The 13,242-nt window shown below is 41.1% G+C and carries 11 protein-coding genes; 5 read left to right on the top strand and 6 right to left on the bottom strand.

From position 1 onward, the window contains the following. Positions 1 to 88 precede the first annotated feature (88 nt). Positions 89 to 760, bottom strand: a complete 672-nt coding sequence (locus IQ264_RS09470) for an SDR family oxidoreductase (RefSeq protein ID WP_193980502.1) — start codon at positions 758 to 760, stop codon at positions 89 to 91. Between the two features lie 55 nt (positions 761 to 815). Next, on the bottom strand, positions 816 to 1,868 hold the full coding sequence (locus IQ264_RS09465) for a mevalonate kinase (RefSeq protein ID WP_193980501.1): 1,053 nt from the start codon (positions 1,866 to 1,868) through the stop codon (positions 816 to 818). A gap of 158 nt (positions 1,869 to 2,026) precedes the next feature. On the opposite strand from IQ264_RS09465, the gene IQ264_RS09460 reads away from it, so the two are divergent. From IQ264_RS09460 to IQ264_RS09445, 4 genes are all read left to right on the top strand, one after another. Continuing rightward, positions 2,027 to 2,761: an SRPBCC family protein gene (locus tag IQ264_RS09460; RefSeq protein ID WP_193980500.1), complete on the top strand. Its 735-nt coding sequence runs from the start codon at positions 2,027 to 2,029 to the stop codon at positions 2,759 to 2,761. 192 nt (positions 2,762 to 2,953) lie between these two features. Beyond that, positions 2,954 to 3,775, top strand: a complete 822-nt coding sequence (locus IQ264_RS09455) for a squalene/phytoene synthase family protein (protein ID WP_193980499.1) — start codon at positions 2,954 to 2,956, stop codon at positions 3,773 to 3,775. A 226-nt stretch (positions 3,776 to 4,001) separates the two neighbouring features. Further along, positions 4,002 to 5,660, top strand: coding sequence for a B12-binding domain-containing radical SAM protein (locus tag IQ264_RS09450; protein WP_193980498.1), 1,659 nt, complete (start codon positions 4,002 to 4,004; stop codon positions 5,658 to 5,660). Between the two features lie 35 nt (positions 5,661 to 5,695). Beyond that, positions 5,696 to 6,709: a lysylphosphatidylglycerol synthase transmembrane domain-containing protein gene (locus tag IQ264_RS09445; RefSeq protein ID WP_193980497.1), complete on the top strand. Its 1,014-nt coding sequence runs from the start codon at positions 5,696 to 5,698 to the stop codon at positions 6,707 to 6,709. Between the two features lie 84 nt (positions 6,710 to 6,793). On the opposite strand, the gene IQ264_RS09440 is transcribed toward IQ264_RS09445, so the two are convergent. Then, positions 6,794 to 6,913, bottom strand: a complete 120-nt coding sequence (locus tag IQ264_RS09440; RefSeq protein WP_193980496.1) for an addiction module protein — start codon at positions 6,911 to 6,913, stop codon at positions 6,794 to 6,796. Positions 6,914 to 7,493: 580 nt separating this feature from the next. On the opposite strand from IQ264_RS09440, the gene IQ264_RS09435 reads away from it, so the two are divergent. Next, positions 7,494 to 8,504, top strand: a complete 1,011-nt coding sequence (locus IQ264_RS09435) for a lysylphosphatidylglycerol synthase transmembrane domain-containing protein (RefSeq protein WP_193980495.1) — start codon at positions 7,494 to 7,496, stop codon at positions 8,502 to 8,504. A gap of 83 nt (positions 8,505 to 8,587) precedes the next feature. Here IQ264_RS09435 and hpnH read toward each other — a convergent pair whose 3' ends face one another. The 3 genes from hpnH to IQ264_RS09420 are packed head-to-tail and all read right to left on the bottom strand — an operon-like array spanning position 8,588 to position 13,241. After that, a complete protein-coding gene (gene hpnH, locus IQ264_RS09430) occupies positions 8,588 to 9,604 on the bottom strand; it encodes an adenosyl-hopene transferase HpnH (RefSeq protein WP_193980494.1) in 1,017 nt (338 codons plus the stop codon). Between the two features lie 19 nt (positions 9,605 to 9,623). After that, positions 9,624 to 10,631 (bottom strand): hopanoid-associated sugar epimerase, encoded by a 1,008-nt coding sequence (gene hpnA, locus IQ264_RS09425; protein ID WP_193980493.1) that lies wholly within the window; start codon positions 10,629 to 10,631, stop codon positions 9,624 to 9,626. Between the two features lie 3 nt (positions 10,632 to 10,634). Next, positions 10,635 to 13,241 carry an efflux RND transporter permease subunit gene (locus tag IQ264_RS09420; RefSeq protein WP_193980492.1) on the bottom strand — a complete coding sequence of 869 codons (2,607 nt, stop codon included), beginning with the start codon at positions 13,239 to 13,241 and terminating at the stop codon, positions 10,635 to 10,637. Between the last annotated feature and the right edge of the window lies 1 nt (position 13,242).

Here is a 13,242-nt window from a genome sequence, read left to right as displayed (position 1 = left end):
CAAGGGGACAAGGGGACAAGGAGATATTTACCTGTTTCCTTCTCTACCCTTCTGCCTTCTGCCTTCTGCCTTCTGCCTTCTGCCTTTCTTAAACTGTGAATTCGGTAAATTCTGGTTGTCCGTAAGTCATGTTGCGATCGATCGCTGAGAAAATCTTATTATCGCCAAGTTGGGAAAATAGGCAGCGACAAACTAATTTGGCGACATCTGCGCGGTGAATTGTTCCAGCAATTTTGTAGTCTTCTGTGAGTACTCCATTGCCAGTACTTGGTTCGGATTTTAGTCCTCCTGGTCGGATAATAGTGTAAGTTAGTCCACTGTCGATTAAGTGTTGTTCTGCTTTTTCTTTTTCTGCTAAAACAGGAGCCAAGGTTTGCATTGCTTGTGGTGGTAAGGCAACGGCACTATTGCCAGTGCCAATGGAAGTGACTAAAATAAATTTTTGCACTCCGGCTTTGACTGCGGCATCGATGAGGTTTTTGTTACCTAAATAGTCAGCGCGTTCGCCATCTTTAGGTAAACCGCCAATTGTGCTAATAACTGCTTGAATGGTATCGCCTTGCATTGCTTGTTCCATTGCAGTTTTGTCTAAAGCGTCTCCCATGACAATTTTAATTCCCATCGCTTCCAGTTCTGGGCGAGTTGCTTCTGAACGCAGTAGTGCTTTTACTTTTTGGTTTTGTTCAGTTAAATTTATGGCAATTTCTCGTCCTACGCCGCGACTTGCCCCTGCTAGAAATATATAGGATGTTTCTGTCATGTTTGGTTCCTGAATTTTGATGTTTCTCTTTTTTTATGATAAAGAGTTATGTTTTCTATTCTCTACTTTCTAGAGTCAAATTTAAACATGGTAAACCTAAATCTTTTTCGATAATTGTCTGTGCTAATGTTCTAGCTTCGGCACTAAAAGTTAGTAATTGGGCGGTTCCATCGCCTTGGGAACCTACTCCTTTGCCGCCGCAAATTAAGTTTTGAATGGGGGAATAGTTTAATAAATGATGCAGTTTTGGCGCGAGTAATTCTCTGGGGGAAGCGGGGGCAATTAGGCGATCGAATATTTCCTGTGCTTCTGTCATTAACTCCCCAATTTTTTGAGCATTACCCGCAATCAAGGCTTGTTTTGCTTGGGCGGTAATTTCTTGATTTAAAGAACCAAGGGCGCGGCGAATACCTTTGGTAAACTCACCTTTCTCACCACAAAATTGAGCATTCAAATCTTGGAGAATTGTCACAGTGTCTTTTTGACCTTGTAAATCTACAATTAAATAGTGAAAACTGCTAATTAAGGGAATTGGTTCTATTGCCAATTCTTCGCCATCAAAGGTGAGAAACATGGGGATTTGACCAAAGGCACAAATTTGATCCATCCTTCCACAACGGGAAGGTGTCAGGGTTTCTCCGCGATAAGCTAAGTTCATTTCTTCTGGTTTGGCAAGACCCAAATTATAAATTTGATTGCACGCATGAGCGACTAAAACACAAATTGCCGCTGAGGAAGAAAGCCCTTTTTTTAAGGGTAAGTCCATGCTATAACAGTCAATTTCTAATCCGGCGATTGAGTAGTTTTGCCAAATTTCATAAAAAGTTCCGGCGACGTAACTCCAAAAATCACCGCTTTTGGCTTGGGCTAGTAAGTTGTCTGCATCTAATGGTAAAGAGAGGGTTTTTTGTTGATTCTTGGCAAGTATGGAACGAACTATTAATTGATTTTCTTGCTTACGAACACGAGCATAAATTCCTTGGTTAGTACCAACGGCAATGCAATAACCTGGGGTTTCACGAAACTGGAGATAAGCACCAGCCCAATCAGAGTGTTCACCAAATAAGCAAAGTCTACCAGGAACAAATAAATTTAGCCAATCAGACATTTGAAACTAGGTAAAGTCTAAATTTAAAATTCAGGATAATTTAAGTATAAGTATAAAGGTCATTTCACCAGAACGATCGACTGTCCCTATCAAGCTTGGACTTATGTCTTAGATGGACAGTTGATGCTTGTGCCTTTGATGAATGAACTGGAAGATTTTTGTCGCGAAGAATACCCTTTGCATGGCGTGAATGTCATTACTTGGTCAGGATTTATTTTTTTAATTTAGTTGAGTATTACGAACCCTTTACTAGTGCTTTTGACCCTTTAATTGGGAAATTCCGCCAATGGCATTTCCCACAGCTAAGGGCATCATATCGTATTGATTACAAGGTAAAAGCTAGCTGGAAGCTGATTTTTCTAAATTACTCTGAATGTTATCATTATCCAGTAATTAACCCTAACTTGGCGAAATTGTCCTCTTACCGCAGTGGAGAGAATGATTTGTTTTCTGGGGCTTTTTTGGGAGAGTTCATGAAACTAAACCAGTCAGGAACCAGTCTAACTAAGAGTGGGAATAAGTGCGGGTTAGTTTTGGGGGAATTGAGTGGAGAAGACTTAAACCGAGTTTACGATTACTCAGTTTTTCCTAATCTGTTGTTGAGCCTATTTCCTGATTATGTGATGGTGCATCGCCTATTGCCGCAAAGCAAGAGTGAGACTCTAATTGTTTGTGAATGGCTGTTTAGTCCAAAAAGCATGAACCAAAAAGAGTTTAATCCCCAGGATGCGGTGCTGTTTTGGGATCGAGTCGATCGACAAGACTGGCAGGTATGCGAATTGATGCAAGCTGGGGTAAGTTCTGGTGCTTACACTCCTGCTGGCCCTTCTTCTGGCGCAGAGAGTCTACTGGCACAATTCGATCGGGAATTTCTCCGAGTAATGGGACACTAAGTATAAAACCGAGTCGTTTTGTGTCATTAAAGCATGATTTATCAAGGCATGATTTTATTTATCCTGTATTCTTTAATTTACGGGCAATTCCTGCCCTTGCAGATCGGCCTGTTTACTAAATGTCAGCGATTCCAGCTGCGTAAGTTTTCGGCATTGGTTTAAACTCCATACATATTCAGAGGAGTGAACAGAATGGATTTACGTAGAGATGCTTTGGAGATTCTTAAAGAAACCAGCCGGACTTTCTACATCCCAATTAATCGTCTACCGCTAGAACTACAAGCTGCTGTGGCATCTGCTTATCTATGTATGCGTGCCATTGATGAGATTGAAGATCATCCAGAATTGGAGAATTCCGTAAAGGCAAAATTATTACGCAGTATTAGCTTGAGTTTACAGGGTGCAGCTGATGGGGTGATTCCTGATGATTTTTCTTTGGAGTTTCACTCTCAGGATGTGGCGTTGCCAGAAGTGTCCCTGCGGGTGAAAGAATGGGCTTTGCTGGCACCAGAAAGTATTGCGCCCCGTGTTTGGGATGCTACTGCTGCTATGGCCGATCGCATGGCTTATTGGGCGGAACGAAACTGGGAAATTCGCACGGAGGCGGATCTCGATCGCTATACTTTTAGCGTGGCTGGTGCTGTGGGTCTGCTGCTTTCTGATTTGTGGGCTTGGTACGATGGGACTCAAACTAACCGCTCTCATGCGATCGGTTTTGGTCGGGGTCTACAAGCAGTCAATATTCTTCGCAACTACAAGGAAGATTTGCAACGTGGGGTGAGTTATTTTCCCAATGGCTGGACTGTTGAAGATCTACACACTTATGCCCGTCGTAATCTCAAGCTGGCTGATGCTTACACTCGGTCTTTACCTAATGGCCCTGCTTTGGACTTTTGCCGAATTCCTTTGGCATTAGCTTATGGAACTTTAGATGTGCTGGCTCATGGTGAAAATAAACTGACTCGTAGCGCAGTTATGGCTCTCATCGAGCAAGTGACTGGCTCGAAAAAGTAATAGCTAGTCCTAGAAGGCAGAAGGCAGAAGGCAGAAGGCAGAAGAGAAGAAAGGGTAAAGGGTAGAAAAAAGAATTTTAATTGTCTCCCCTGCCCCCCTGCCCCCCTGCTCCAGGAGCCCTCTGCCTCTGGCAGCAAAAAAGCGAAAAAGGGTATAAACTAAAGCCATTTGTAGCTTTGTTGAGCTAAAGCTCTAAATAGCATCATTTGTGAGGAGAAAATTTTAGATGACTGCTAAGGTCAAATCTTTTGATTCGCCTGTGCCGGAGATGACTACTGGGAGAAAGCGCTACGTTCCCCGAAATCATCGCCGGATTCTTTGTGCTTTTCCTAAGTATGCTCCTTCATTTGGGACGTTTTATCATGCTTATCCCCTTTCAGGTCGTCGGGTGAAGGCGATGATGCCTCCCCAAGGGCTTTTGATTGTGGCTGCTTATTTGCCTCAAGAGTGGGAAGTTCGTTTTATTGATGAGAATGTTCGACCGATTAAAAAGTCTGATTTTCAATGGGCGGATGTGGTAATTGTTAGTGGAATGCACATTCAGCGCCAAGCAATTAATTCTATAAATGAACGGGCGCATCAAGCAGGTAAAATTACGGTTTTGGGTGGCCCTTCGGTTTCTGGTTGTCCAGAATATTACCCGGATTTTGATATTTTAAATATTGGGGAATTGGGTGATGGGACCGATCGCTTAATCGAGTATTTAGATCGATATAAAGAACGCCCAAAAAGTCAAATACGCTTTGAGTCTAAGGAACGTTTACCTTTAAGCGAATTTCCGATTCCGGCTTATCATTTAATCGATTTACGTAATTATTTTATGGGGGATATCCAGTTTTCTAGCGGTTGTCCTTATCGTTGTGAATTCTGTGATATTCCTGAGCTTTATGGACGCGATCCTCGGATTAAATCACCGGAGCAAGTTTTGGCAGAATTGGATGCGATGTTAAAGGTGGGAATTCCGGGGGGAATTTATTTTGTTGATGATAATTTTGTGGGCGATCGCAAGGCGTTAATGCAGTTGTTACCTGCTTTAATTGATTGGCAAAAACGCAATGGTTATCCGGTGCAATTTGCTTGTGAAGCTACTTTGAATTTAGCCCAAAGCCCGAAGATTTTAGAGATGATGCGGCAGGCTTATTTTACTACGGTTTTTTGTGGGATTGAAACGCCCGATCCGGAAGCTTTGCACTCAATTTCTAAGGTGCAAAATTTGAGTATGCCGATTTTAGATGCGGTGAAGATTTTGAATAGTTACGGCTTGGAAGTGGTATCGGGAATTATTTTAGGATTGGATACAGATACTCCTGAGACTGGCGATCGTATTTTAGAATTTATCCGACTTTCTAATATTCCGGTTTTGACCATTAATTTGCTTTACGCTTTGCCGAAAACTCCTCTGTGGCGTAGGTTAGAAGCAGAAGGTAGATTGGTTTTTGATGAAAAACGGGAATCGAATGTAGAATTTTTAATGCCTTACGAACAGGTGGTGGAAATGTGGCGACACTGCATTACTAAGGCTTACGAACCTGAGTTTTTATATCAAAGGTTTGCTTACAATATGGTACATACTTATCCGAATCGAATTAAAGTGCCAAATAGTCCTCAGCGTGCTTCTTGGAAAAACATTAAACAAGGTTTATTCGCTTTGGGAAATATCCTGGTGCGCGTTGGTGTATTTGGTAATTACCGGGAGACTTTCTGGCAGTTTGCTGCTCCGGCTTTAAAAGCTAAAAAAATTGAAAATATAATTCATGTTGGGTTACTTGCTCATCATTTAATTACTTTTGCTCAAGAGTGTGGTAAAGGTCAAGAGTCTGCTTCTTTCTATTCGCAGAAAATCCGCAAGGCGGAAATGTCACAAATCAAAGTTGGTTCTAGATAAATTAGAGGGAAATAATCCCCAAGGATCGGGAACAAATGAGAAAAATCACGTCTGGAATTAGCTCAGACATTCGTTGGGTGATTCTTACCGGAATACAGTTTTTCTTTAGCAATGTCAAGCGGTTTATTCGCTGGGTAATTTTTGGGGCAATTCTGTTTTTTTTAATTGGGGTATTGCGACAAAATTGGCAGCAAGTAGCAGCAATTCGGATCGATAAAACAGGCTGGTTGTTTTTAACTAGTTCTCTAGTGGTGACGATTTTAGCTCAGGCTTGGGCAGGTTGGGTGTGGAGTTGGATGTTGCGAGAGTTTAAACAACCAAGAAATAGTTTATGGATGATTAATGTTTATTTAAAGACTAATATTGCCAAGTATTTACCTGGTAATGTTTGGCATTATTATGGGAGGGTAAAAAAGCTTAGAGATTCGGGTGTTCCTACTTCTACTGCTACTTTAAGCGTGTTGATTGAACCAATTTTACAAGCGGCAGCTGCGGTTTTAATGATTATTATTGGGCGGCAAATTAGTGGCTCAATTTTAGATAAAAGCAGTATTTGTAGTTGGCAAGTTTTGGGCGCGATCGCAGTTTTAATGCTCTTACATCCTTGGGTTCTCAATCCAATTTTGCAAATGTTGGGTAAGTTTGAAAAGCCACCTAAAGGCTCAGAAAATTTTGATGTATTGAGTTGGAAAATTGATAGTTACCCGGTTAAACCTTTGGTGGGATCTTTGGGGTTTTTGAGTTTAAGGGGTTTAGGTTTTTGTTTGATTTTATTGGCTTTTACTAGCTATAATCTCAGTCAATTACCCATGTTGTTGAGTGCTTTTAGTATTGCTTGGGTAACTTCTTTAGTTGTACCTGGGGCACCTGGAGGGATAGGAGTGTTTGAAGCAACTGCGATCGCGCTTTTAGCCCAACCTTTTTCCACTGCTGTGGTTTTTAGTGCAGCAGCACTTTACCGTTTGATCAGTATTATTGCTGAAACTTTAGCTGTTGCGATGGTTTGGTTAGACGAAAAGCGCGGTAAATACAAAAAAGCAAATACTTAGTATTTTAGCGAAAGGCTCTAGTTATTGGCTCTCCCGTATTTGTGGTAGAAAACCCTGGTTTTAGGGACTGCCATCGACTGGGTACTAGAGCGCCAGTTCCTCTTGCTGCTCAAAGATACTGTCCCATAAATCTTCAGCTAGTTGGATGCGTTCTGCAACACTGAGTTGAGAAATGTCAACTTTCAAGAGGGGATGGGAACTCATTAGTTAGTCCAGAGTTATAGTTTAAATTTTACCTAATTTTACAATATTGCTGTTTGAATTGACGATCTCTATGCTTATGGTGGTAATTTTAATCACCGTTATTAGCAAATATTAACTAAATTTTCAGATCAATTCCTGGCAATTTTGCTACAAATCCATAAAATACAGATTATTACTAGCCCTTCAAATATTCTAAAGAATCTATACAAATTCTTGATTCTAGACAGGAATAGGTTAATGTTAACAGTAGAGCAAGTAACTAATTAATCATTTCGTTACCTATTGTTAACGAAGATTAAAGCTTGTTAAGTGCTGCTTAGTACTTAGTTAAGGTGTGAGTTAAGTAGCTATTTTGACAAAATCCCACTCAATTAGTGTTGTATTCCTGAAGACAGATGAACTGAGGGAATTAATAGTTAGATATAGTTAAAGTTCTGTAAATTAAACTGAAACAGCAACAGTTTAACCGCAGGACAAATTAATTAAGATTAACTGTAAATCTAGATATTTATTCAGATTTGTGGTAATGTCTGTTAGTTAAAATTGGCAAACCTCTGTAGAATTCAAACTGATTAAAACCATGAACCAAGTGTGGTCTAAAGCAAAACGTTACTTGCAATGGGTAATGTTAGGGGGAGTGCTATTCTTTTTCGCAAAAGCATTCAGCCGTCACTGGCAAGAAGTAGCAGCGATGAGAATAGATGGTTCAGGAATGATATTTTTGGGGCTAGGTGTTACCTTGAGCTTATTGGCTTTTGCCTGGTCTGGTATAGTCTGGCATTGGACATTAGGGGAGTTCAAGCAAAAACTGAAACCCTTTTGGTTAGTCAAGCTTTACTTAAAAACACATATTGCGAAATATTTACCTGGGCACGTTTGGCACTATTGCGGGAGAATTTGGGGCGTTAAGCAAGTGGGCGTACCCGGAGAAATTGCTACTCTCAGCGTCATTATTGAACCTTTCTTGATGATAGCGGCTGCTTTAACGACTGCGATCGTCAGTTGTCTGATAGCCAGAGAAGGAATGAAAGATGTCCATAATTTTAACAATTGGGGTTGGCAAATTCTTTCCTTGTTGGGCGTAATGTTAATTGTTCATCCCAAGTTTTTAAACCCAGCATTGGCAATTATGGGAAAATTTAAGGGTAAGAAAAAAGATTGCCCTGGCGTAGATTTGAAACATTGCCACATTGAAAGATATCCAGCCAAATTGTTAATTGCTGAATTAGTTTTTGTTGCTTTGAGATGTAGCGGCTTTATCTTTACTTTCACGGCTTTACATCCAGTTGCACCTAATCAAATTCCCATTTTGATTAGTGGTTTTAGTTTAGCTTGGTTAGCAGCTTTGGTATTGCCAGGGGCACCTGGAGGCGTTGGGGTATTTGAAGCAGCGGCGATGATGATTTTAAGTAAATCATTTTCACCGGGAGTAGTTTTGAGTGTGGTGGCTGTGTTCCGTTTAGTCACTATTTTGGCGGAAGCAATTGGCGCAGGTTTAGCTTATTTAGATGAACGGCGCAGCAAAGAAACTTACCAGTTAGCATTAGTAGAAGAACGAATTATAGACAGGGAATTTATTGCCCTGAAATAGGAAATGGTTCGTTGTGAGGACTTTAGTCCTTTTATGCGGAAAATGTACGACTAAAGTCGCTACAACAAACACAACAGACTTGGCTAAATGCCTAGAACGCTGGTAATGGCGCGTCCTACGTTGCTAGGCTGCATTGCGTCAACTGCTGCTGTGGGTTCATAGCCGCAATGTACCATGCAATCTGCACATTTGGGATTACCGCTTTTGTGACCGTATTTACTCCAGTCTGTGTTGTCTAGCAGTTCTTGGAAGGTGGCGTAATGACCTTCGTTTAACAAGTAACAAGGTTTTTGCCAACCTAAAACGCTGTAACTAGGACTTCCCCAAGGTGTACATTCGTAGTCTTTTTCACCTGTGAGAAAGTCTAAAAATAGGGGGTTGTGGTTAAAGTTCCATTTCTTTTTCCCGGTTGTGTAGGGTGCTAATATTTCTCGGAATAAGGCTTTTGTTTGTTCCCTTCTTAAGAAGTGTTCTTGATCTGGTGCCCATTCGTAACTGTAACCGGGGGAAATCATCATTCCGTCGATGTTGAGAGTTTCGAGGAAGTCGAAAAACTCTTGCATTTCTTGAGGGTTTGCACCTTCAAAAACGGTGGTGTTTGTGGTGACTCGGAAGCCTTTGGCTTTGGCGGCGCGAATGGCTTTTACTGCGGTGTCAAATACGCCTTTGCGATCGACACATTTATCATGTAATTCTCGTAACCCATCTAAGTGAACGCTGAAAGTTAGGTAAGGCGAGGGTGTAAATTTATCTAAACTTTTTTCCAGTAAAATGCCGTTTGTACAAAGGTAAACGAATTTTTTCCGTTCGACTAATCCCTTAACTATTCGATCGATTTGTGGGTGTAAAAGTGGTTCTCCGCCGGGAATAGAAACTACTGGTGCGCCGCATTCTTCCACTGCTTTAAAGCATTGTTCGGGAGTGAGGTTTTGCTTGAGAATTTCGGTTGGGTGCTGAATTTTCCCGCATCCAGTACAAGCTAAGTTGCAGCGAAATAAAGGTTCTAGCATTAAAACTAGGGGATATTGTTTGCGTCCTTTCAAACGCTGACTAACGACATATTTGCCGACTTCAAAAGCTTGTAGTAAGTTAATTGCCATTTTAGTGTTTATCTCCTCGTCACCGTGCGGAATTATACTTTAAATCTAACGCAAAATTTTTGCTAAACCAGTCTACGGCATTTTTTAATGCTGTGGGAATTGGGGTTTGGGGTATACCTAATTCCCGCACAGCTTTAGAAGCATCGTAATACATTTTTTGGGTGGACATTCGCACGCCATCTAGGGGAACAAAAGGGGGTTTACCTAATGGTGCTAACACACATTCATCAATCCAAGCCACTGTCAAAGGTATGAAAGAAGGAATGGTGGTTTGTGGTGCAGGTATTCCGGTAATTGTTGAGAGTTGATCTAATAATTCTTTGAGGGTGAGGTTTTGGTTTCCCAGAATATAGCGATCGCCTGTTCGACCTTTTTCTAATGCTAACAAATGTCCTTGGGCAACATCATGCACATCAATAAAGTTTAACCCAGTATCTATATAAAATGGCATTTGGCGGCGCAGGAATTTTAAAATTATATCGCCTGTGGGAGTGGGTTTTATATCCCAAGGGCCGATCGGACTACTAGGGTTAACAATTACCACATCTTGTCCTAATTTTACTGCGTTTTGTGCTTCTTGTTCTGCCCAAAACTTTGATTTTTTGTATTCACCAATTAGCTTGTCTACCGGACTTTGGTAGGTTTCATCAGCTATGCCGCCTTCTTTTACTCCAATTGCGGCGACGGAACTAGTATAAACGGTGCGATCGACTTTTGCTTTTCTGGCGGCGGCTAAAATGTTCTTGGTTCCTAACACATTTTGTTGATAAAGAGGTTCTTTATCTGATTGCCAAAGGGAGTAAAGGGCGGCAACATGAAATAATACCTCACAACCAAGCATTTTATCAGCTAAGTTTGGATCGTTGAGGTCGCCTTTGACAATTTCGATATCTAAATTTTGCAGGTTGTCTAATTTGCTAGTCGAACGAACTAAAGCTTTTACTTTGTACCCTTCTTGTAAAAGTAATCTTACCAAATTGGCACCGATGAAACCTGTTCCGCCTGTGACAAAAGCTGTTTTAGTCATTGATTATTTTAATTTAAACCGTGAGCGAAAATCATCTAATAAAGTGTAGACTACCGGAACAACTATGAGGCTGAGTATAGTTGATGATACTAAACCGCCTGCGATCGCAATTGCCATTGGTGAACGTAACTCGGAACCTGCACCTAAATTTAATGCTAATGGCAACATACCTAAAATTGTCGATGCTGTCGTCATCATTATAGGTCGAAGACGTACTGGCCCTGCGGTTAAAATTGCTTCATTTCTCTCCATCTTGGCGTTTCGTAATTGGTTGATGTAATCTACTAGCAAGATAGCGTTTTTGTTGCTAATTCCTAAGAGAAACACAAACCCAATTAAAGATATCATTCCGAAGTCGCTATTAGTTAAAAATAGTGCCAGTAAAGCACCCACCAATGCTAATGGTAAAGATAAGCCAACTACAAAAGGATCGCTCCAATTCTTAAACAGCAACAACAATATTACTAAAATACAAAGTGCTGACAAAATTAAGGTTGTCCCAAAACTGGTAAATATTTCATTGCTACGTGCAGAATCTCCACCTAAACTCAAAGTAACACCAGGGGGAATTATTGGGTTAGCAATAGCTAGGATTCGATCGGTAGCTTCGCCAATTGTAATTCCTTGACCTAAGTTGGCGCTAATATTAACTACTCGTTGTTGAGCGTTGCGTTCTATTTGGAAAATAGCACCTTGTTCGTCAGTAGCACCAATTAAAGATACATCTTCTAATCCGGGGATTTTGGTAATTTCGGCTTTAATTTCCCGCGCTGCTTTACTGCTAGCTGCTAAATCTTCGCCAATTAAACCAATTTGTAGGGGTTTTTGTCCGCCAGTATCGATAAATTGAATATCTTCGATGCTTGTTGAAACGCCTGGTAATTGTGGTAATTGTTGACGAATTTTATCTTGAAATTCGGCGGTAGTAATTCGGCGTTCTGGGTTTAATTTAACGTAAAGATTGCCGTGATTTGGTTGCTGGGGACGAGTACCAACAGTAGTGTATACTGTTGTCACTTCGGGCGCTTTTAATACTGCTGCTTCCAGTTGTTTAGCTACATCTAAAGATTCTTGTAAAGGATCGTTTTGTTCTCCGGGAACTTGTAGCCAAGAGGGAAGTAAGGAAGAAACTGATAAAGGTGCGGTGTAACTAATATTGAATTCGCCGCGATCGAGTTTTGGGATAAAACCTTTAGGAATAAATGGAATTAACGCCACACCTACAATTAAACTTAAAGTGGCTATTCCGATCACAATGCGCCGATGACCTAAAGACCATTTCAATATTTGACGATAACCTTGAGCAAAGTTTAACCAAATTCTTTGTTCCCGACGAGTACCTTTATTACCTGGGCATTTAATCCAATAGATTGCTAACACAGGTGATAATGTTCTGGCGACTAGCCAGGAAGCAATCATAGCAGCGGAGACGGTAATACCGAAAGGCTGGAAAAATTGACCGATTACACCTCTCATGAGAGCGATCGGCAAAAACACTGCGACAGCTGTTAAAGTGGTTGCGGTTACAGTTAAACCTATTTCTCTGGTAGCGTTTAAAGCAGCGTTGCGGGGAGATTCGCCGTTTTCAACGTGGCGAGTAATGTTTTCCACATCGACGATCGCATCATCGATAATACTACCAATAACTAAGGCTAAAGCTAACAGGGTAATGGTTTCCAAATTAAAGCCAAAAAAAGCCATCACGATGAAAGTTCCCAGCAAAGAAATTGGGATCGCTAAGGCGGAAATAAAAGTCGCTCGCCAATTCCACAAAAAGGGGTAAATTACGATTACAGATAAAACGATCGCTTCAATTAAAGCATCGATAGTGGCTTGAGTGGCAGCTTTGATGTAATCTGCTTGCGTGGCGGCTAAGATAATTTTGACATCGGGTAATTGCGATCGCAACTCTTCAACTTGCTTTTCTACATCTGTCGTTACTTCTAAGGCGTTAGCATCACCTGTTTTCACTACTTGAAAAGCTAGCGCATCGTTTCCATTAAACCTAACTGCGGAAGTACTTTTATCTGCGTTCCCTGTCGTTCCACCTAATAGGTTAACTTTCCCCACTCCTGGTAATTTAGAAATACTTGGAACAATCTGCTTTTGGGCTATTTCTGTCAACTGCGTGAGATTTTTCGTCGAACTATCAATGGCGTAGCTAACAACAGCAGATTCATTTAAATTTATCGGAATTACATTCAGCTTTGTCCCAGCCGGAAGAGTTAATTTCTGGAGTGCAGTTTTTACTTGCTGTTCCGCTGCTGCCAAGTTTGTCCCGACATTAAAAGATAAATTAACTAATGATTGTTGGGGATAGGAAGAAGAGTTAGTGCTTTTTCGCCTGGGAATATTTTCCACAGACTGTTCAATAGGTATGGTAAGTTTGGCTTCCACTTCCGTCGCTTGGGGAAGAGATGAGGAAGCACTCACGACTACCACCGGAAAAGTGATGTTCGGGAAAAGCGCGTATTTTAGGGAACTAAAAGCCAACAGTCCTGCTACCACAACGGCGATCCAAAAACCGATGGTAAAGCGAGGGTGAGCGATCGCTACCCTGGAAATGTTAAACTTTTCTCTCTTGGAGACTTTGGGAGTTGGCTTTTGCATA

Origin of the sequence: [Phormidium] sp. LEGE 05292 (assembly GCF_015207735.1) — a bacterium.
Taxonomy (GTDB): Bacteria; Cyanobacteriota; Cyanobacteriia; order Cyanobacteriales; family Aerosakkonemataceae; genus Floridanema.
Note: the sequence above shows the minus strand (reverse complement) of the source record. Positions and strands in the feature narration are given on the sequence as shown.

What these genes read in the sequence shown, in the direction of transcription:
- IQ264_RS09470 (WP_193980502.1), bottom strand. Translation starts at nt 760, where the DNA reads ATGACAGAAACATCCTATATATTTCTAGCAGGGGCAAGTCGCGGCGTA.
- IQ264_RS09465 (WP_193980501.1), bottom strand. Translation starts at nt 1,868, where the DNA reads ATGTCTGATTGGCTAAATTTATTTGTTCCTGGTAGACTTTGCTTATTT.
- IQ264_RS09455 (WP_193980499.1), top strand. Translation starts at nt 2,954, where the DNA reads ATGGATTTACGTAGAGATGCTTTGGAGATTCTTAAAGAAACCAGCCGG.
- IQ264_RS09450 (WP_193980498.1), top strand. Translation starts at nt 4,002, where the DNA reads ATGACTGCTAAGGTCAAATCTTTTGATTCGCCTGTGCCGGAGATGACT.
- IQ264_RS09445 (WP_193980497.1), top strand. Translation starts at nt 5,696, where the DNA reads ATGAGAAAAATCACGTCTGGAATTAGCTCAGACATTCGTTGGGTGATT.
- IQ264_RS09440 (WP_193980496.1), bottom strand. Translation starts at nt 6,913, where the DNA reads ATGAGTTCCCATCCCCTCTTGAAAGTTGACATTTCTCAACTCAGTGTT.
- IQ264_RS09435 (WP_193980495.1), top strand. Translation starts at nt 7,494, where the DNA reads ATGAACCAAGTGTGGTCTAAAGCAAAACGTTACTTGCAATGGGTAATG.
- hpnH (WP_193980494.1), bottom strand. Translation starts at nt 9,604, where the DNA reads ATGGCAATTAACTTACTACAAGCTTTTGAAGTCGGCAAATATGTCGTT.
- hpnA (WP_193980493.1), bottom strand. Translation starts at nt 10,631, where the DNA reads ATGACTAAAACAGCTTTTGTCACAGGCGGAACAGGTTTCATCGGTGCC.
- IQ264_RS09420 (WP_193980492.1), bottom strand. Translation starts at nt 13,241, where the DNA reads ATGCAAAAGCCAACTCCCAAAGTCTCCAAGAGAGAAAAGTTTAACATT.